The 18,582-nt window shown below is 72.7% G+C and carries 15 protein-coding genes and 3 pseudogenes; 11 read left to right on the top strand and 7 right to left on the bottom strand.

All coding sequences use genetic code 11. From position 1 onward, the window contains the following. The first annotated feature begins 628 nt into the window (after positions 1–628). Positions 629–1,195, top strand: a complete 567-nt coding sequence (gene sigK / locus ACIGHB_RS32335) for an ECF RNA polymerase sigma factor SigK (RefSeq protein WP_399918120.1) — start codon at positions 629–631, stop codon at positions 1,193–1,195. Further along, positions 1,192–1,953 (top strand): anti-sigma factor domain-containing protein, encoded by a 762-nt coding sequence (locus tag ACIGHB_RS32330; RefSeq protein WP_399918118.1) that lies wholly within the window; start codon positions 1,192–1,194, stop codon positions 1,951–1,953. The genes sigK (ACIGHB_RS32335) and ACIGHB_RS32330 overlap by 4 nt, the downstream gene beginning before the upstream one ends. Before the next feature lie 123 nt (positions 1,954–2,076). On the opposite strand, the gene ACIGHB_RS32325 is transcribed toward ACIGHB_RS32330, so the two are convergent. The 3 genes from ACIGHB_RS32325 to ACIGHB_RS32315 form a co-directional block, all read right to left on the bottom strand. Further along, on the bottom strand, positions 2,077–2,949 hold the full coding sequence (locus ACIGHB_RS32325) for a DUF4394 domain-containing protein (protein ID WP_399918116.1): 873 nt from the start codon (positions 2,947–2,949) through the stop codon (positions 2,077–2,079). Between the two features lie 222 nt (positions 2,950–3,171). Then, complete coding sequence (locus ACIGHB_RS32320; protein ID WP_399918113.1) at positions 3,172–3,825, bottom strand: fasciclin domain-containing protein; 654 nt, start codon at positions 3,823–3,825, stop codon at positions 3,172–3,174. A gap of 139 nt (positions 3,826–3,964) precedes the next feature. Next, positions 3,965–5,623 carry a sulfite oxidase gene (locus tag ACIGHB_RS32315; protein ID WP_399918111.1) on the bottom strand — a complete coding sequence of 553 codons (1,659 nt, stop codon included), beginning with the start codon at positions 5,621–5,623 and terminating at the stop codon, positions 3,965–3,967. A gap of 426 nt (positions 5,624–6,049) precedes the next feature. Between ACIGHB_RS32315 and ACIGHB_RS32310 the strand changes: the two genes are divergently transcribed. The 5 genes and pseudogenes from ACIGHB_RS32310 to ACIGHB_RS32290 all read left to right on the top strand — a co-directional run bounded on the left by ACIGHB_RS32310 (position 6,050) and on the right by ACIGHB_RS32290 (position 9,259). Continuing rightward, positions 6,050–6,460 carry an ATP-binding protein gene (locus ACIGHB_RS32310; protein ID WP_399918109.1) on the top strand — a complete coding sequence of 137 codons (411 nt, stop codon included), beginning with the start codon at positions 6,050–6,052 and terminating at the stop codon, positions 6,458–6,460. Between the two features lie 172 nt (positions 6,461–6,632). Next, positions 6,633–7,298 (top strand): ECF RNA polymerase sigma factor SigK, encoded by a 666-nt coding sequence (sigK, locus tag ACIGHB_RS32305; protein WP_399918107.1) that lies wholly within the window; start codon positions 6,633–6,635, stop codon positions 7,296–7,298. Next, positions 7,295–8,044: an anti-sigma factor domain-containing protein gene (locus tag ACIGHB_RS32300; RefSeq protein WP_399918105.1), complete on the top strand. Its 750-nt coding sequence runs from the start codon at positions 7,295–7,297 to the stop codon at positions 8,042–8,044. Before sigK (ACIGHB_RS32305) ends, ACIGHB_RS32300 begins: the two co-directional genes overlap by 4 nt. 353 nt (positions 8,045–8,397) lie before the next feature. Further along, positions 8,398–8,622, top strand: a pseudogene (locus ACIGHB_RS32295) (transposase); the annotation flags it as partial. Between the two features lie 301 nt (positions 8,623–8,923). Next, positions 8,924–9,259, top strand: a complete 336-nt coding sequence (locus ACIGHB_RS32290) for a YnfA family protein (protein ID WP_399918103.1) — start codon at positions 8,924–8,926, stop codon at positions 9,257–9,259. Between the two features lie 178 nt (positions 9,260–9,437). On the opposite strand, the pseudogene ACIGHB_RS32285 reads toward ACIGHB_RS32290, so the two are convergent. Together ACIGHB_RS32285 and kdpF are read right to left on the bottom strand one after the other, a co-directional pair. Continuing rightward, positions 9,438–10,801 (bottom strand): annotated as a pseudogene (locus ACIGHB_RS32285) (universal stress protein); the annotation flags it as partial. 77 nt (positions 10,802–10,878) lie between these two features. Then, entirely contained in the window at positions 10,879–10,968 is a 90-nt protein-coding gene (kdpF, locus tag ACIGHB_RS32280) for a K(+)-transporting ATPase subunit F (RefSeq protein ID WP_399918101.1), read from the bottom strand. 874 nt (positions 10,969–11,842) lie between these two features. Here kdpF and ACIGHB_RS32275 point away from each other — a divergent pair. The 3 genes and pseudogenes from ACIGHB_RS32275 to ACIGHB_RS32265 all read left to right on the top strand — a co-directional run. Next, positions 11,843–12,081 (top strand): annotated as a pseudogene (locus tag ACIGHB_RS32275) (potassium-transporting ATPase subunit B); the annotation flags it as partial. Between the two features lie 261 nt (positions 12,082–12,342). Continuing rightward, positions 12,343–13,152 carry an SDR family NAD(P)-dependent oxidoreductase gene (locus ACIGHB_RS32270; protein WP_399918099.1) on the top strand — a complete coding sequence of 270 codons (810 nt, stop codon included), beginning with the start codon at positions 12,343–12,345 and terminating at the stop codon, positions 13,150–13,152. Positions 13,153–13,355: 203 nt separating this feature from the next. After that, on the top strand, positions 13,356–14,150 hold the full coding sequence (locus ACIGHB_RS32265; RefSeq protein WP_360316441.1) for a GNAT family N-acetyltransferase: 795 nt from the start codon (positions 13,356–13,358) through the stop codon (positions 14,148–14,150). Between the two features lie 230 nt (positions 14,151–14,380). On the opposite strand, the gene ACIGHB_RS32260 is transcribed toward ACIGHB_RS32265, so the two are convergent. Beyond that, complete coding sequence (locus ACIGHB_RS32260; RefSeq protein WP_399918095.1) at positions 14,381–15,775, bottom strand: serine hydrolase domain-containing protein; 1,395 nt, start codon at positions 15,773–15,775, stop codon at positions 14,381–14,383. 103 nt (positions 15,776–15,878) lie between these two features. Between ACIGHB_RS32260 and ACIGHB_RS32255 the strand changes: the two genes are divergently transcribed. Then, entirely contained in the window at positions 15,879–16,556 is a 678-nt protein-coding gene (locus tag ACIGHB_RS32255) for a TetR/AcrR family transcriptional regulator C-terminal domain-containing protein (RefSeq protein WP_399918093.1), read from the top strand. Positions 16,557–16,560: 4 nt separating this feature from the next. On the opposite strand, the gene ACIGHB_RS32250 is transcribed toward ACIGHB_RS32255, so the two are convergent. Further along, entirely contained in the window at positions 16,561–18,417 is a 1,857-nt protein-coding gene (locus ACIGHB_RS32250) for an APC family permease (protein ID WP_399918091.1), read from the bottom strand. Positions 18,418–18,582 lie beyond the last annotated feature (165 nt).

Below are 18,582 nucleotides of genomic sequence, written 5' to 3'. Positions count from 1 at the left end.
TGCCGGGACGCCGAAGGATGACCGAGGCGCGAAGAATCTTCCCGCGCCGGGAAGCCAGGATGGCCGTGCCCGCGTCTCCGGCCACCCCTCGGGCGTCACGTGGCCCTGGAAGTCGGCGGAGCTGCGTACATCCGGGGGCGGCTCGGCTACGAATCCCCTGTGCACGGGTCTCGTGTCCTGAGGGAGTGAGCGTTCGTGATGATCATCGCCCCGTCCCTGACCACGACACTCCGCCTCGCCGCGCTCCCCGGCGGGCGGCGGAGTCCGGCGGCTGCCCGCCGCGCCGCGGCCGCACGGGGCGAGTCGCCGTGCCACGGTGCCGGTGGCGGGGGCCGTCGAGCCTCGAGTGGGTGCGGCCTGGAGATCATGCGCGGTCCGGGCGGCCGGATCACGGTCGTGTCACGTCCACGCGGCGGGACCGAGCGCGGCGCGCTCGCCGTGTCCGCCACCCCCGGGACCAGGCGCCATGGAGGCACGAATGGCCCCTCCGGCCTCACCCAGTCGGCATCCCGATCCGGCGGCCGCGCGCCACAGGCGGCAGAGTCGGAGGCGGATGACGTCGCGCGACAGGTCGTCCGCCGCCCCGTCCGGACAGGACGACGACCACAGGCACGAGGGGGTACAGCCAGTGCGACACGGATCCGAGCCGGACGAGCCCGTCGACGCGCTCATGTCCCGGACCGCGGGAGGCGACGAGGAGGCGTTCGCCGGCGTCTACGACGCGCTGGTCCAGCCCGTCATGGGGCTCGCGTGCCGGATCCTGAGGGACGCCGCCCAGGCCGAGGAGGTGACCCAGGAAGTCATGATCGAGGTCTGGCGTACGGCCGGCCGGTTCCGTCCCGATCGCGGGTCGGCCAAAGCGTGGGTCCTCACCCTCGCGCACCGGCGGGCGGTGGACCGGGTGCGCAGCGCTCAGGCGAGGACCGAGCGCGAGCAGCGGGCCGCCGCGCTCGCCGCGGACAGGGCGTTCGACCAGGTGGCGGAGGCCGTCGAGGGAGATGACGAGCGGCGACGGGTCTACCGCTGCCTCGCCTCCCTGGCACGGCTCCAGCGGGTCCCGCTCACGCTGGCCTACTACCAGGGTATGACCTACGTCGAGGTCGCGCGGTCGTTGTCGACGCCGGAAGGCACCGTGAAGTCCCGCATGCGCACCGGCCTGGAGCAACTGCGCCGATGTCTGGAGGCCGGCTCATGACCCCGCTGGAGGATGATCCCCACCTCGACGCCGCCGCGTACGCCCTGCACGCGCTTCCGCCGGCCGAGGAGGCCGCGTTCCTGAACCATCTGGCCGGCTGCGAGCAGTGCAGCGGGGACGTCGCCGGGTTCCAGGCGACCACAGCCCGGCTCGCCGCCGTGGAGACGGCCCCCGTGCCGCCCGAGCTGCGCGCCCGTGTCCTCGACGCCGTCTCCCACACCCGTCAGGAGCAGCAGCGCGACCCCAGCGCGCACGGCCTGCCCCTCAAGGCGCGTGGTCTGCGGCTCGCGCTGGCCGCGAGCATCGCGGCGGCGGTCGGGCTCGGCGGGGTCGCCGCCTGGCAGCACGCGCAGGCCGACGACGCGCGCGCCCGGGTCACGCAGGTGCGGGAGGAGGCACGGGAGGCCCAGGACGCGATCACCGACGTGCTGACCGCTCCCGATGCCACCCTCCACACCGGCGAGCTCAGCGACGGAGCGGCGGCGGCGGTCGTCGTGTCCCGCCAGAAGGCCGAGGCCGTCTTCACCGCCCACGGCCTTCCGGCGCTGACCGGGGGCAAGGTCTACGAGCTCTGGTACGCCGAGCCGACCGGCGATCTCCGCGCGGCCGGCCTGCTGCCGGGCAGCGGCGACCGGCCGGCGCGGGTTCTCGACGGTCCCCTCGGCGACGCGGTGGCCGTCGGCATCACCGTGGAGCCCCCTGGGGGCTCGCCCCAGCCCACCACCGAGCCCCTCGGCATCGTCTCCCTCAGCACCTGAACCCCCGGGTACGACACCTTGCGGGCCTTTTGGGCCGGTGGTGCGGGCAAGGTCAGGGGGGCAGGAGAGCAGCGGCAGGAGCAAGGGCAGGGGGCAGGGGCTGCCGGATCCGGTGTGTGCCTGTCAGTTCTGGTTCAAGGGCAGGGCGATGTCGACGACCTGCCGGGCGGCGGGGAAGGCGCCGACGAGGTCGGCGCGGCCGTCGAGGACGTTGACCTTGTAGAAGCGCTGCTTGCCGTCGGTGGACAGGGCGGCGAAGCCACGGTTGGAGCCGTCGGACGCCTTGTAGTAGATGTCGAATCCGGCCGAGGGGCCGACGTCCACTCCGAGGTTTCCGGTGGGCGCGAGGGTGCCGGCGTTGGCCGGGGACTGCAGCGAGACGCGGTTGTTGGTGGTGTCGATGTCGAACAGCGTGGTCGCGGTGGCCGCGTCGAGGTCGTTGTTGGTGTACGCGGCGCCCGTGACGCCCAGCGCGGTGGAGGGCGGCGTGGTGGGGTTGGTGAGCACCCCGTCGACGGCGGTGGGGGTCGTCTGGTCAGCGACGTTGTGGCGAAGGTTCTGCCCCGTGTCGGAGATGACGCGCAGACGGTCGGCGGCGGGATTGAAGTCGACGCCGAAGTGCTTGCCCTGGAGCGCGACGGTCAGCTGGGAGACCTTGACGGCCTTGGCGCCGCTGTCGAGGGTGTAGATGCCGCCCCTGTCGCCGACGCCGTAGAGCTTGCCGTTCTGGACCCGGAAGTCGATGCCGACCAGCATCGTGTCGCCCCGGAGACCGGAGACCTTCCCCAGCACCCACGTGTCGGACGGCTTGCGGACGTCGAAGCCCACCAGCCGCTGGTCCGAGGTCAGTCCCACGCTGATCAGGCCGTGATCCGCGGCGCGGTTCCCCGGCCCGAAGGGGCCGGCGTCACCCGTGTGCGCCGAAGCGAACACGGGTGACATCAGGGCAGCGGCCACCCCGGCGGCCATGACGGCGGCGGCGATGCGAGTACGCACGAGAGAACTCCGATCGGTTGACAGCCCGCCCCACGGCGAGGCGGGTCTGCGCGTCCTTCGGGCCCGCTCCCGCGAGGGATGGGCGCCAGGACCGCAGACCACCCGGTCGGCTCGCAAAAGTCCTACCGCGTCACCCGTTCGCGGCCCGGCGGCAGCCGCTGATGGACCGCTGAGAGTGGACAGGGTCGGCGTGCGCTGCCGCTGCCGCTGCCCGGGGCGGCGCTACTTGGGCATGAGGACGGTGTCGACGATGTAGACGTTGGCGTTGGAGGTCTTGACGTTGCCGCAGACGACCTTCGAGGTGTCGTTGACGGTGTAGTCCTCGCCGGAGCCGGTGGTGGTGATCAGGCCCTTCTGGAGGGTTTCGAAGCTGCCGTTCTCCAGCTCCTTCGGGGTGACCTTCTGCCCGACGACGTGGTACGTGAGGATCTTGGTGAGCGTGGCCTTGTCGGCGAGGACCTTGTCGAGGTCGGCCTTCGGGATCTTCGCGAAGGCGTCGTTCGTCGGCGCGAACACGGTGATGTCCTCCGCGTTGTTGAGGGTGTCGACGAGCCCGGCCTGCTTGACGGCGGTGACCAGGGTCGACAGGGCCGGGTTGTTCGACGCGGCGGTGGCGACGGGGTCCTTGGCCATGCCGTCGAAGGAACCCGCGCCCTCCTTCGGTACGCCGACGCAGGCGGGGCCGAAGGGCTGGTCGCCGGCCATCGCGTCCTCCGTGGGCGTCCCGCCGGTCTGCGCCTCGTTGCCCGCCGCGCTCGACGGTGCGGACTCGGTGCCGCTGCCGCCGCCGGAGTCCGAGCACGCGGCCAGTGAGAGGGGCAGCAGGGCGACCGCTGCGGCGGCGACGGCGGTGCGGCGGATCTTGATGGTGTTCATGCTCGATTGCTCCTTGAAAGGGATTTCTCTACAGGGGTGTAGACAGGGTTGGTCGGGTGCGGCCTGCCAGTCGTCCTGGCGGCCAGTGGTCCAGGTGGCCTGGAGGTCTGGGGCTGGGGGTCTGGGGGGATCTGGGGGTCTACGTGACGGTGACGAAGACGCTGTGCCGGCCGCTCGCTCCGTCCGGGATGGTCCGGGTGCGTCGCTCGGTCTGGACCTGCCCCGTGCCGTCGGTTGCTCGGACGGTGATGGTGTGTCCGCCGGGAGTGGCACCCCAGCGGTACGACCACTGACGCCAGGTGTCGACGCCGGCCTGGGCGGCGAGATCGGCGTCCTGCCAGGGGCCGTCGTCGACGCGGATCTGCACACGGGTGATGCCACGGCGCTGTGCCCAGGCGACACCCGCGACGACGACGGTGCCGGCGGCCGGGCGGGCGAAGGGCTTGGGGGTGTCGATGCGGGACTGCGTCTTGACCGGCGCCCTGCGGGCCCACGCGCGCTTCACCCAGTACGCGTCGTAGGCGTCGAAGGTGGTGAGCTCGATGTCGGTGATCCACTTGCAGGCCGACACGTAGCCGTAGAGGCCGGGGACGAGCATCCGGACGGGGAATCCGTGGTCGAACGGGAGCGGCTCGCCGTTCATGCCGACGGCGAGCATCGCGTCTCGCCCATCCATGAGGTCCTCGACTGGGGACCCGAGCGTCATGCCGTCCACCGAACGCGCCACCAGCTGGTCGGCCTCCCCGCCCCGGGAGGGAGGTACGACACCGGCCTCCTCCAAGAGGTCGGCCAGGGGGACGCCGAGCCAGCGGGCGGTGCCGATGTAGGGGCCGCCGACCTCGTTCGAGACGCAGGTCAGAGTGATGTCGCGCTCGATGAGAGGGCGGGCCAGGAGCTGGTCGAGGGTGTAGGTGCGAGGACGGGTGACGCCGTTGCCGTGGATGCGCAGCCGCCACGTTCCGGCGTCGACCTTGGGCACCGTCAGGGCGGTGTCCACGCGGTAGAAGTCGGAGTTGGGGGTGGTGAAGGCGGTGACGCCGGGGATCTTCAATCGCGCGCCGGCCGGGACGGCGGGCGCCGGAGAGGCCGGCTGAGGAAGAATCAGGTTGGCGCGGGAGGCCACGGCTCCCTGGCCTTGCCGGCCGCTGAGGAACGTGCCCAGCGCCCCGGCCGAGGCGGATGCTGCGACGGTCACCCCAGCCGCCGTGAGGAAACCGCGCCTGTTCCAGCGTTCTGCGTCGTCCTGGCCGTCCGCATCGGCCGGGGTCGGTACGGGTTCGGGTACGGGTGCGGATACGGGTACTCGTACGGGTACGGGTCCGGGTCCGGGTACAGGTCCGGGTGCGGCCTTGGACGCCAGTACGTACAAGGCGAGCGCACCGGCGACGGCTCCGGCGATCGAGGGAAGCGCGTCACCGAGGCCGGCGGAATCGGGCCGGCTGAGGGCCGCTGCCGCTCCGACGGCCCCGAACAGCAGCACGCCACCGGATCCCGCTCGCCGGTGCGACAGGGCGAGGACGCCCAGGGCGACCGCGATGAGGGCGAGGACCGCGAGGATCCCGAGCCGCAGGGCGGTCTTGTCGTTCTCCCCGAACGTGCGGATCGCGAAGTCCTTCACCGCGGCCGGCGTCCGGTCGATCACCGCGCCCCCCACCACCGTGACCGGCCCGGCCGCGGGCCGCACAAGGCCGGCCGCGAGCGCGGCCACGGCCAGAGCCGCGAAGGCGGCCAAGAGCCCGGCCGACGCGCCCAGTACGGCGCGGAAGAGGTTGTTGCGGAAGCTGCTCACACCCGGCATTCGGCGGCACCCGCCCGGCGGATTGGTACGACCCCTGAAAGGGTGAATCGCTCGGACGTGTCGCCAACAGGGGCGTGGATCGTGACGCCCGGAGCGCGAACGCCCGGCGTCGGCGCAATCCGTCGGGCGATTCGCCACGAATCCTTCATGTGAGGCTCATACGGGGCCCGAAGCACACCGATCCCGATCGATCGGCGAGATCGAAGATCGAAGGAGGAGGCGAGTGCGGTGACCGAACTTCTGAACACACAGAGGTCGGTGCCATCGGTGGCCTCGGCTCGGCTGCCGGCCGACGCGCCCATGTCGGCCGACGCGCCCGCACCGGCCGACGTGCCCATGCCGGGCGCCTCCGCCACGGCGGACTCGACGCCCCTGTTCCCCCGGCACGGTCCGAGGTCCCCGGATCACGCGCCCCCCGGAATGGTCATGGACCGTACCCGCGTGTCCTGCGGGCGTCCCGCCACCCTCCACATCGAGCTCCCGCCGGGTGCTCAGGCCGCGCGGCGCGCCCGCCAGGTCGCGGCACGCATGCTGGCCCTGGATCCGTCCCTCTGCCCGCGGCCCGTCGCCGAAGACCTCGTGCTCATCGTCTCCGAACTGGTCACCAACGCCGTCACGCACGCCGCGGGGCCGTACGCCCTCACGGTCAGCATGGAGGAGGAGCGGGCCGGCATCGCGGTCAGTGACGGTTCCGCCGATCTGTCCTGCGGCCACGGCCACGAGGAGCGGACCGCCGAGAACGGGCGCGGCTTGAGAATCGTCCGCGCGCTGGGCGCGGACCTCTTCGTCAGCCCGTCGGACAGCGGCAAGCAGGTCATCGCGATCATGACCTGGTAGCGCGAGCGGGACGTAGCTGGAACGGGTGACGAAGACGCACCCCATCCGCAGACCCGTCCGCTCCGAAGAACAGGCGGCACACGAACGGATTTCCCCCATCGGGCCGTCTCCGTGACGGTCCACACCTGCACGAGCGACGACCGACGAGCGACGACACAAGGAGCGGCATGCGATGGACGCCCCGCCCCCCGACGGCCTGCCCCGGCCGCCCCTCCGCCTTCTCCCCACGGCCGGAGCGGCACAGGTGAACCAACGGATCCCGTTCAGCGCCCGCCGCCCCTCCGACGCCGACCCCGGCGACCTCGCCGAGAGCATGCGGCACGTGGCCCAGGGCGACAAGCAGGCGTTCTCCGCCCTCTACGACGCCCTCGCTCCCCTGGTCTTCGGCATCGTGCTCAAAGTGGTGCGCGACCGGGCGCAGTCGGAGGAGGTCGCCCAGGAGGTCATGATCGACCTGTGGCGCCAGGCCGCCCGGTATCGGCCCGAGGCCGGGTCCGTCAGGACGTGGGCGGCGACGATCGCCCACCGCCGGGCCGTCGACCGGGTCCGCTCGGCGCAGGCCGCGGCCGACCGCGAGCACGCCCAGGCGGCCCGCGAGCACACCACCGCCTTCGACGAGGTCGCCGAGCAGGTCGAGAGCCGCCTGGAGTCCGAGCAGGTACGCCGGTGCCTGCGTGGCCTGACCGAGCTCCAACGGCAGGTCGTGACCCTGGCCTACTACCGGGGCCTGACCTACCGTGAGGTCGCCGAAGCCCTGCGCACGCCTCTTCCCACCATCAAGACACGCATGCGCGACGGGCTCATCCGGCTCCGCGACTGCATGGGGGTGACCACATGAACCACCACGCCACCGACCTCCACACCCTTGTCGCGGCCTATGCCCTCGGCGCCCTCGACGGCTCCGAGGGCAGGGACTTCGACGTCCACCTCCGGACGTGTGAGGCATGCCGACAGGAAGCGGCCGAGTTCGAGGCCACCGCGGCACGCCTCGCCGCGGCCGTCTCCCAGTCGCCCCCGGCGGCGGCCAAGACACAGGTCATGGCCGCCATCGACGGCGTACGCCAGCTGGCCCCGCGCGTCCCCGCCGCCGGCCCGGCGCCCGCCCTCCGCGGCATCCTGCGCCGGCGCGTGGTGCCTCTGGCGCTGGCCGCGAGCGTGGCGGCGGCCGCACTGGGCGGAGTCGCCGTGTGGCAGACACAGAACGGGCAAGAGCTCGAACAGCAGGCCCGCCAGGCACAGGAGCAGCTCGACGCCATCAGCGCCGTACTGGCAGCCCCGGACGCGCGCACCGTCCACGGCAAGGCCGCCAACGGCGCCCTGACCACCGTCGTCTCCTCCGACCAGCAGAACGAGGCCGTCTTCACGGCCGCCGGCTTGCCCGCACCCGGCGCGGGCAAGACGTACCAGCTGTGGCTCGACCACGACGGCACCATGCGCCCCGCCGGACTGATCGACCACGACGGCACCGTCATCCTCACCGGCGACCCCGGCGACGCCGGCGCCGTCGGACTGACCCTCGAACCCGCCGGAGGATCCCCCCAGCCCACCACCACTCCCCTGCTCCTGATGACCCTGCCCGCCTGACCGACCGCGACGACGAGCGCGCAGCGCACCTCGAACTCCGCCTCACACCAGGGCTCCGGGCGTTCGCCCTCACCTACGGCTGAGAAGCCCCCCGTTATGTTTTTCGCGGTCCTGCAACGGGACCGCTGGCCTCCGGGCCCGGTATGACTGTGTCCCCTCTGTCGAACGGATGACCTGGGGGGTGGTGTCGCCGGGCCCGGCAGGCGCCGTCGGAGACGCTGATGAGAGACCCGGCCACCGCCCGGCCCGGCGCAATGCCGGGCAGTTCGCGGGCGGCAGGTCTGCATAACGTGGATGCGCGAGCACGGTGCCAACCCCGAGGCCGGCACGGTCAACACCTGCGGAAGGGTGCGATGTTAGACACCGAAGGCATAGGCGTCTTCCTCGGGATGGACGTCGGCAAGACCGCTCACCACGGCCACGGGCTCACCCCGGCCGGGAAGAAGGTCTTCGACAAGCCGATGCCCAACAGCGAACCGAAGCTGCGGGCCGTATTCGACAAGCTCAAGGCCAAGTTCGGCACCGTCCTGGTGATCGTCGATGAGGCCGCCTGCTGCTCCTTCTTCGCCTTCACCGTCACGCTCGGCGATGCCCTGACGTTCCTGGACATCGTGGTGGACCCGGCGCATGAGGCCGTGCTGGATGCCCTCTCCGCACGAACGGCGGCTCACGGCGCTCGGTGAGCGTGGGCCGGCGCGGTGGGCGGGTCGCCGCGGCGGCCCCGGGTCGGAGACTGCCGAGATCGCCACGCTCGGCAGCCTTCGCGCCGCCCTGACCTGTGGCGGTTCGATGACGAAGGTTCGATGACGAGGGCGGCCGGATCCGGGGGCAAGGGCCCGGCGGCTTCCCGGCGCCCTGTCCGTCGGTAGTGTCTGCGGCATGGTTGTCGCTCGTTCCGTCGCATTGTTCGCCGTCGCCGCGCTGTTCGAAATCGGGGGCGCATGGCTGGTCTGGCAGGGCGTCCGCGAGCACAAGGGCTGGATCTGGATCGGCGCCGGAGTTATCGCTCTCGGCCTGTACGGGGTGGTCGCCACGCTCCAGTCCGACGACAACTTCGGGCGCATCCTCGCCGCCTACGGCGGAGTCTTCGTGGCCGGGTCGATCGCCTGGGGCATGGTCGCCGACGGCTACCGCCCCGACCGGTGGGACGTCATCGGCGCGCTGATCTGCCTCGCGGGCATGGCCGTGATCATGTACGCGCCCCGCGGCCACTGACCGCCCCCGGCCTGCCCCACCGGACCGGTTCCACCGCCGGCTCGGCCTGGGGCGGTCGGCGGCTGTTCAGTCGCGGCAATCGGAGTCGCGGGCGCCCGCTGCTGGGGGCCACGCTCTCGGCCGCTGCGGGCGGGGGCGCGCAGCAGCCCTTGCCCAGCCAGGCGTCGCGGCCTTCCTTCAGCAGCAGGGAGGCCGTCACCGCGGCGACGAGGGCGGAGCCGATGCAGCCGAAGCACGCTACGCCGACCACGTGACCAGGAAGAGCAGGGCCTCGCTGGTGAGGTTGACGCTTCCCCGGGCCCGGTCCAGCAGCAGCGTCAGCAGTGCGGGCATGACCACGCCCGCGAGGGGACCGGCGATCCGTCGGGACAGCGGGTGGGTGCGCCGCAGCGAGGGCAGCAGGCGGCCTCGGCCCGCCCGCTCGTGCGTGACCATGTGCATCGATGCCGCCGGGGAGGGTGACCGCGGTCTCGCCGATGCCCCGCCCGGTGAGGAGGCGTTCCAGCCGGCTGCGCCGACTGGTGCCGAGGACCAGCTGGGTGGCGTCCGACGCCCGGGCGAACTCCACCAGCGCCGTCGGCACGTCCTCGCCGACGACCGTGTGGTAGCTGCCACCGAGGCACTCGACCGGACGTCGCTGGCGGGCGAGCGCCCCGGAGGAGGCTCCCGCCGCACGCCCGTCGCCGCCCGCCACGTGGCCGGCCGACAGTTCGCCGTGGGCCGAGCGGGCGGCGATCCGGCCCGCCCGCCGTATGAGCGTGTCGCCCTCCTGGCCCCCGTCAGACCGACGACGACCCGTTCCCGGGCCTCCCAGACGCCGCCGATGCCGTGGTCGGAGCGGTACGTCCGCAGCGCGTCGTCGACCCGGTCGGCGACCCAGAGCAGGGCGAGCTCGCGCAGCGCGGTGAGGCTGCCGGGGCGGAACCAGCCGGCGAGCGCCGCGTCCACCATCTCGGAAGGGTGGAGGTTGCCGTGCGCCATCCGGCGGCACAGCTCCTCGGGGTCGACGTCGACGCGGACGATCTGGTCGGCGCGGCGGACGAAGCCGTCGGGGACGGTCTCGCCCGGGGGCACCTTGGTGATCCGCTCGACGACGTCGCTGAGCGATTCCAGATGCTGGATGTCGATGGTGGAGACGACGTCGATGCCGGCCGCGAGCAGTCCCTCGACGTCCTGCCAGCGGCGGGCGTTCCGGTGACCCGGCGGGGTGGTGCGTGCCAGGTCGTCGATGAGGAGGAGTTCGGGCCTGCGGCGCAGGGCGGCGTCGAGCTCGAGCGTGCCGGGATCCCCAGATCCTTCGCCCGGGCCGCCGGGCCGGTTCCCGCTCGCGTGCTCCGGCCGGTCCGGCCGCTCCAGCCGCTCCGGGCGCTCCGGCCGCTCCAGCCGCTCCAGGCCGTGGAGCAGGGCCTGGGTGTGGGGACGGCCCCGGCAGTCGGCGGCGCCGACGACCATGTCCGTGCCCCGCGCCGCTCTGCGGTGGCCCTCGTCGAGCATCCGGTAGGTCTTGCCGACGCCGGCCGCGGCTCCGACGAGGACCCTCAGCCGGCCGGGGCGTGCGGCGGGCGGGCCCGCCTCCCGGCGCGGGGCGGAAGGAAATGTCCCCGGGCGCCGGGTCACGGTCAGAAGTTCTCCGGGCGGATGAGTGCGGCCACGAGGTAGCCGGCGAGGGAGTGGGCAACGAGGAGACCGACCACGTTCTCGATGCTCACGAACGATCAACTCCCGTTGGAGTGCCGGCCTGGGCCGATGTGCGGATGTCTGCTTCCATCGAATGTCTGCTTCCATCGAACCGGGCGATGTGGCCCGCTTCCGTGGTCTTGACGACGTCCTGTCGCCGTGCGGGCGGACTCTGATGCAGCCCTGACGGCTCCAAAACGCGTGACGCACGCGTGATGCACGAGTGACGCCCGCGGACGGATACGGGGCACTGCCTCACCAAGGCCGGGCACGCCCGGAGCGTGCGACCGGACTCGTCCGGCCCGCGGCCACCCCCTCGGGGCCGCGGGCCGGAACGTCCCTCGCGTCGGACGGCGTCGTCGATCGCGCCGAGATGTCGGTCCGGGCCGTCGGTCACGGGCCATGCGCGCCCCTCGTGCGACGGGCGGCGCGTTCCCTCCCACCCCGGGCCGTCGAACGTTCGCCCGCTCCCCCGTGAGGTGATCATCGTGTACCTGTTCCGGTCCCGCTCCGGCCGTCGTTGACGGTCTCCTGACGTCGCGTCGGCCCGCTTTGACGAGCCTTTGACGAGGCCGTCGGAGACCCCGTAAGAGCCTCGTCAAAGCCCCCGCCAACCCCCTGGTCCGGCGGCTCCGGGCGTCTGGAGTCACCCTCGGTCGCTCACCGACCGGGGACGTCGGTGGCCTGACAGTCCCGGGCCACGGGGGCGCGGGACGCCCTCCCATCCGGCGCCCGTGCCCCCGCACCGCGCGACCGAGCCGTCCGTCCACAGCCGCGCCAAGGGGGCCGGGGCACCCGCCCCGGCCCCCATACAATGTGCCCCGCACAGCGGGCACCCCCCGGTGTGGGCCGGTGGCCCCAGCCGTCCCTTTCCGGCCTCCGCCGCACGGACGGCCGGCTTCCCAGGGACTGCGCAGTCCGACCTCGGCGATCACCTCAACGATCACCTCGGCGATCATCTTCAACGCCCTCATCATCGTCGCGCTGATCCCGCTCGCCCTGCGGGGCGTTCGCCACTCCCGGCGTCCGCCCACGACCTGCTGCGCCGCAACCTGCTGGTGTACGGACTCGGCGGCCTCGTCCTCCCCTTCGTCGGGATCAAGGTCATCGACCTGCTCGTCTCGGCGATCCCCGGTCTCGGGTGAAGTTCCGTCAGGGCCGCGTCAGGGAATGCCCGTCGGTCTTGAAGCCGGCCGCCCGCACCGCTTCGATGGGGAGCATGAACAGCGCGTGGCTCCTGCTCGACCGGCCGCCCCATCGGGCGCCCCGTCGCGAGCCCCGCTGCCCGGAGACCGCAGCACTGCGCTGACCTTCTCCGGCTCGGCCCGGGGGCGTCGCGGCTCTGCCGTCCGGCGCCCCTTCTGCGTACCCGTACCCACCCGACACCCGTAAGGGACTGACCAGTCATGTCCGTTTCCGACCTTTCCTCCCTCACCGTCCTGGTGACCGGTGCCACCTCCGGCATCGGCCACCAGACGGCCCGGCTCCTCGCCGAGCGCGGCGCCACCGTCCTCGTCCACGGCCGGACCGCCGAGGAGGCGCACGCCGCCACCGACCGGCTCGTCACCCTGGCCGACATCGACGAGGCCCTGCTGTGCCCGTTCGGCGCGGACTTCACCCGCCTGGAGGAGGTCGAGCGCCTCGCACACCGCGTCCTGGCCGGGCACCCGCGCCTCGACGTGCTCGTCAACAACGCCGGCATGGCCGCACCCGAACGCCACACCGTCACCGCCGACGGCAACGAGATCGCCTTCCAGGTCAACTTCCTCGCCCACTACCTCCTCACCCACCTCCTCGAACCCGCCCTCACCAGCGACCCCGGCGGCCGGGTCGTCAACGTCTCCTCCGTCCTCCACCGCACCGGCTCCATCCAGTGGAACGACCCCAACCGCGTCCGCCGCTACTCCCGCCTCGCCGCCTACGCCCAGTCACAGCTGGCCCTCACCGTCTTCGCCGCCGACCCGCGCGTCACCGCCGTCTCCGTCCACCCCGGCATCTGCGCCACCAGCCTCCTGCCCCTGTACGCGCACGAGGGCGTCGCCCCGGCCGAGGGCGCCGCCCACGTCGTACGCCTCTGCGACCCCGCCACCGAGATCGTCAACGGCGCCTACTACGACCGCGACCAGCGCGTCACCCCCGCACCGGTCGCGACCGAGCCGCGCACGGTCAAGCGGCTCACCAAGCTCGCCGACCTCCTCGTCGGCCAGAACGCCTGAAGGGGGGCCGGGACATGTCGAAACGCGCCCGCAAGAAGAAGGCCCGCCGCAAGAAGAAGGCGAACCACGGCCGCAAGGCCGGCCAGAGCTGAGCCGGCACTCAGTCGGCATCGGGTCAGAGCCGGGCCGGCGCTGACCCGCCCCCGGGGCGGCCCGCGCGGTGACGGCGGGCCGCCCCTCCCCCGTACACCCGGAGATTCCCCGTGCTGATCCCCCATCCCGCCCACCAGCCCCCGTCCTGCGCGCGCTCCTTCCCCGTCGGCGCGCCCGGCACGGCGGCCCTGGCCGAGCACGTCCTGACCACGGGCCACGGCACCTGGTGGACCGACCGTCCCGTGCGACCCCGCGTCGTCGCCGTCACCAGCGGCCGCCACGCCCTCCTGGCCGGCGACCCGACCGCTCTCGCCCCGTCCGGCCTCGCCCCTCTGGCCGGTCACTGCGTCGAGGCGTCCGCCCGCTTCCTGCCCGTCCTCACGGCCGCGTTCGACCTGCTCCAGCCGTGGGACCGCATGCTCTACCTCCACCAGGGCGATCCGGCCGCCGCACGAGTCCCCCGCGGCACGGCCGTCCGCCGGCTGCGCGCCGACGACGGCCCGGTGCTCGCCGCCGCCGGCCCCGCCCTCGGCTGGACCTTCGCCACCTGGGGCGGTGCCGAGGGACTCGCCCGTTCCGGACACGGCTGGGCCGCCTTCCGCAAGGGCCGCGTCCTGGCCGTGGCCTGCACGCGGTTCACCGGCAGCCGGTACGAGGACGTGGCCTGCGCCACCGACCCCGGCGAGCGTCGGCAGCACCTCGCCCTGGCGTGTGTCGCGGGCCTGACCGCCGACGTCTCCGCCCGCGGCCGGACCGCCACCTGGAGCTGCTCCCGCGAGAACCGGGCGAGCCGCCTGCTCGCATGGACGGCCGGCTTCCGGCTCCACCGCGAGTACGTCCACCACACCACAGGACCCGCCGCCGTCAGCGGCAGCAGCACGTCGATTCCGCGGGCCGCCGCGTAAGGAGCGCGTAGCCGAGGTCCCGCCCGAACCTCGGCAACAGGGCCGCGAGGGGTGTTCGGGACGGAGGAGCGCGCCCGCGCGTCTCCTTCTCGTGGACCGAGGGCGGCCCCTTCGCCGACTTCTTCCGCTTCTTCCTCCTCGGCCGGGGCGAGGTCGCCCCCACCACCCGTGAGGTGCTCCGCGAGGCGGAACCGGGCCGTGACCGCCGCCCCCGCGTCCACGTCGGCTGACTAGGCGGCCTTCCGGTTGAAGAGGCGGCCTCCGAGGTCGACGCCCGTGACGCGGCCGTCGGCGTCGCGGGTGAAGAAGCCCCGCTGGCCGGCGAGGACGCCCTCGGTGAGGACGTACTCGTCTCCGTCGCCGGGCAGGAAGCCCATGGCGGCGGGGGCGATGTCCGGCGGCATGTCCGCGTCGGACGACTGCCGGAGCTCGGGCTTGATCTCCACGGCCAGGGTGAGCCGCGCCCCGTCGGTGGCGATGTCGAGGTTCATGGCGTCGATCTCGTAGCGTCCGGCGACCTCGCGCGCCTTGCCCTCGTCGTACGGCACCGGCTCGGGGTCCTTCTCGACCAATCCGAGGAAGTGCTCGAAGGCGGCCCGGACGACGGCCTGGTTGAAGAGATAGCCCTCCTCGCTGTTGGCGAGGGTCACGACGGCGAAGTCGTGACCGGGCGCGAGGTGCAGTTCGGCGTACTGCCCGTTGCCGGATCCGCCGTGGCCGATCGTGCGGACGCCGTCGACGGCGCGCAGGAACCAGCCGGTGCCGAAGCCGTCGCCCAGGGTGCTGCCGCGGAGCTCCACCGTCTCGTCGCGCATCCCGTGGAGGGTGTCGGTGCGCAGCAGGCCATCGCCGTCGCCGAGGTGGAAGCGGGCCCAGGCGAGGAGGTCGGCGGTGGTGGAGGCGATGCCGCCTCCGGGGTTGTCGCCCCGTGCCCCGGCGCAGTGGGACTTCCAGGGACGGGCGGCCCTCAGGGCACCGTCGGCGTCGTGGACGTGGCCGACGACGAAGGGACGAAGCATCACGTCGTCCGCGTCGAAGACGGTGTCGGCGAGTCCGAGCGGTTCCAGGACGAGCTCGGCCATGGCCCGCTCGAAGCTCTGGCCGGTGATCTTCTCCACGATCCGTCCGGCCAGGTTGTAGCCGGCCTGGCTGTAGGAGGCGCGGGCGCCGGGCGGGGCGACCAGCGGCAGCCGGTCCAGCTTGGCCACGAACGCGGCCAGGGAACCGTCCTCGTCCTCCGCGTCGATCAGGTTCCAGTCGAAGCCGGCGGTGTGGTTGAGCAGCTGGAGGACGGTGATCCCGGCGGCGGCCTCCTCGTCGGCGAGGACGAGTTCGGGCACGTACCGCCGGACCGGCGCGGCAAGGTCGACGTCGCCGCGCTCGGCCAGGCGAAGCAGGGCGGTCGCCGTGAAGGTCTTCGACACCGACGCCACGTGGAAGACGGTGCGGTCGTCGACCGGGCGGGGGTGGGCGAGGCTGGTCACGCCGTGGTGGACGAAGGTCTCCTGGCCTCCCGACAGGATCCCGACGGACGCGCCGGGCACGCCGTGCTCCTCGGCGAGGGCCTCGACGATCGCGGTGAACGCGCTTGCGCGGTCCTGCTGGTCCTGCTGGTGCTGCTGCATGACGGGAGTTCCCCCTGGCATCCGACTGCTTGAACTAAGTACAGGAGCACCGTAAACCAGAGCTGCACTATGTTCAAGTACTAAGTTCAAGTACGGTTCGGGCATGGCCAGGAACACCCTCACCCCCGACCAGATCGTCCGTGCCGCGTTCCAACTCCTCGACGAGGAAGGACTCGACGGCCTGAACACGCGCAGCCTGGGCGCTCGCCTCGGAACCGCCGCCACCGCCGTCTACTGGCACATCAAGACCAAGGACGAGCTGGTGCGGCTGGCCGGGGACGCGGTCTGGAGCGAGGTGGAGCTGCCCGACCTCGACACGATGGACTGGCGGCCGGCCGCCGCCGCGATGGCCGGCAGCATGCACGCGATGCTGACCCGGCACCCGTGGCTCGGCCAGGTCTTCGGCAGCCACCTGCTGTACGGCCCCGGCAAGTCGCGCCACGACGACCACAGCCTCGCCCTGTACGAGAAGGCCGGCTTCGCCCCCGAAGACGCCGACCGGGCCGCCGCGACCGTCTTCGTCCACGTCCTCGGCAGCGCCCTCGGTGCCGCCGCGCAGGTCTCACTGACCCGGCGCCTGAGCCGGAGCGGCGACCCGGAGAAGGCCCTGGCCGACACCATGGCGGCGGCGACCGAGGTGGCCATGCACTTCCCCCGCCTGCGTGAACGTCTCGACGGCAGCGCCGCGGCCGAGTACGCCGCGGCCCCCGACCGCACTTTCGAGTTCGGCCTCGGCACGATCCTCGACGGCTTCGAGGCGCGGCTGACGAAGGAGAACTGACCGGCTAGCGGGCCCCGAGCCGGAACCTCAGCCGGCAGATCACGGCGTCGGTGTCGCGGCGGACGGCGTGGGCGACGACCGCGCCCCGCTGCTTCTGCAGCAGCCGCTGCCACAGGTGTTCCGGCTCCGCCTCCGGAATGAGGACGGTGACCCGGGTGCCGGGCTCGGCGGTACGCAGGGTGCGGACGTAGGCGCTGACGGGCCGTCCGAGGGAACGGCGTTCGGAGGGCAGCCGGACGAGGGCGACGCCCGGGTTCCACAGGGCCCAGTCCCGCTCCAGCGCCTCGGTGGCCGCCTGGTCCTCGGCGTCGGGGTGGCAGACGGTGACCGCGCGGACCTCGTCGCCGAGGGAGACGGCGGCGGTCAGGGCCTCGCTGGTGAGCCGGGTGAGGGAGGAGACGGGCACGAGGACGAGGGAGCGCTCGCGGTGCGGCGTCTCGGGGACGCGGCCGACGCCGAGGCGCTCGCCGATCCGGCCGTAGGCGCGGTGGACGGCCTCGAAGGCGAGGACGAGCAGCGGCAGGGCGATCACGATCAGCCAGGCCCCGTCGTGGAACTTGGTGGCCGTGACGACGATCGCGGAGACACCGGTCAGGACGGCGCCGAGGCCGTTGAGGACGGCCTTGCCCGCCCACCTGGGTCCGCGTTCCCGCCGCCAGTGCAGGACCATGCCGGTCTGGGCGATCGTGAAGCCGACGAAGACGCCGATGGCGAAGAGCGGCACCAGGGTGTTCGTGTCGCCGCCGGAGAAGACCAGCAGCGCGGCCGAGACCACGGCGAGCCACACGACGCCGTGCCGGTGCACCTGCCGGTCCGCCTTCAGGCCGAAGACGTGCGGCACGTAGTTGTCGCGGGCCAGTAGCTTCAGCAGGACGGGCAGTCCGCCGAACGAGGTGTTCGCGGACAGCGCCAGCAGCACCATGGTCGCGAACTGCACCACGTAGAAAGCCCCGTTGTGGCCGAGGGAGGCGTCGGCGAGCTGGGCGAGCACAGTGACGCCCTCCACCGGCTGGAGGCCGAAACGGGAGATCAGCACGGACAGGCCGATGAGCATCACGCCGAGGAGTGCGCCCAGCGCGGCCTCGGCGCGCATCGCCCGGCGGGCGGCCGGGGCACGGAAGGACGGCACGGCGTTGGCTATCGCCTCGACACCGGTGAGGGCGGAGCAGCCGGAGGCGAACGCCTTGAGCAGGAGCAGGGCTCCGACCGTGGTGGCGTCGTCGGCGAGGACGGAGGCGTGTCCGTCGGCGGTGGCGGTGGAGACGGGCGCGTCGCGGAAGAGTCCGACGGCGATCATGACGAGGATCGCGCCGACGAAGACGGCCGTGGGGACGAGGAAGGCGCGGGCCGAATCGACGATCCCCCGCAGGTTCACCGCCGTGATCAGCACCAGCACCGCCAGGCAGATGACCAGCCGGTCTCCGTACAGCCCGGGAAAGGCCGAGGTCAGGGCGGCGACACCGGCCGTCACGGCCACGGCCACGTTCAGCACGTAGTCCAGGACCAGCGATCCGGCCGCGACCAGACTGGTGCGCCGGCCCAGGTGCGCCTTGGCGACGGCGTACGACCCGCCGCCGTCCGGGAAAGCGGCGATGACCTGCCGGTACGAGGCGACCAGCACGGCCAGCAGTCCGGCGATGGCCAGTGTGACGGGGAGCGTGAACCCGAGCCCGTACCCGCCGGCCGCGGCCAGGACCAGCACGATGGCCTCGGGCCCGTAGGCCACCGACGCCATCGCGTCCAGCGACAGCGCGGCCAGACCGGTGACGGCGGTCAACTTGTGCCGCGCACCGGTATCAGGGGGCTCCTCGGCACCGGGTACGGCGTCCTTCTCGGTGGTCAGGGTGGTCAGGGTGGTCATGCGGGCGTGCTCCTTCGGATCGGGCTCCGCTCAGCGTCCGTCCCCGCCCTGGGCATGTCTGCCCTTCCTGGCGCGTTCTTGGCGCCGCCCGCCCTTCCCCTGACAGCTCCTTGACACCGACCTCCACGGCGCGGGGCGTCAGGGTCGCGTGAAGACTTCACGGGC

Origin of the sequence: Streptomyces sp. NPDC085460, assembly GCF_044541975.1 — a bacterium.
GTDB lineage: Bacteria > Actinomycetota > Actinomycetes > Streptomycetales > Streptomycetaceae > Streptomyces.
Note: the sequence above shows the minus strand (reverse complement) of the source record. Positions and strands in the feature narration are given on the sequence as shown.

Bases quoted from the DNA above. Each gene is read 5' to 3' on its own strand.
- ACIGHB_RS32330 (WP_399918118.1), top strand. From the start codon at position 1,192: ATGACCCCGCTGGAGGATGATCCCCACCTCGACGCCGCCGCGTACGCC.
- ACIGHB_RS32320 (WP_399918113.1), bottom strand. From the start codon at position 3,825: ATGAACACCATCAAGATCCGCCGCACCGCCGTCGCCGCCGCAGCGGTC.
- ACIGHB_RS32315 (WP_399918111.1), bottom strand. From the start codon at position 5,623: ATGCCGGGTGTGAGCAGCTTCCGCAACAACCTCTTCCGCGCCGTACTG.
- ACIGHB_RS32310 (WP_399918109.1), top strand. From the start codon at position 6,050: ATGGACCGTACCCGCGTGTCCTGCGGGCGTCCCGCCACCCTCCACATC.
- sigK (WP_399918107.1), top strand. From the start codon at position 6,633: ATGGACGCCCCGCCCCCCGACGGCCTGCCCCGGCCGCCCCTCCGCCTT.
- ACIGHB_RS32300 (WP_399918105.1), top strand. From the start codon at position 7,295: ATGAACCACCACGCCACCGACCTCCACACCCTTGTCGCGGCCTATGCC.
- ACIGHB_RS32290 (WP_399918103.1), top strand. From the start codon at position 8,924: ATGGTTGTCGCTCGTTCCGTCGCATTGTTCGCCGTCGCCGCGCTGTTC.
- ACIGHB_RS32270 (WP_399918099.1), top strand. From the start codon at position 12,343: ATGTCCGTTTCCGACCTTTCCTCCCTCACCGTCCTGGTGACCGGTGCC.
- ACIGHB_RS32260 (WP_399918095.1), bottom strand. From the start codon at position 15,775: ATGCAGCAGCACCAGCAGGACCAGCAGGACCGCGCAAGCGCGTTCACC.
- ACIGHB_RS32255 (WP_399918093.1), top strand. From the start codon at position 15,879: ATGGCCAGGAACACCCTCACCCCCGACCAGATCGTCCGTGCCGCGTTC.
- ACIGHB_RS32250 (WP_399918091.1), bottom strand. From the start codon at position 18,417: ATGACCACCCTGACCACCCTGACCACCGAGAAGGACGCCGTACCCGGT.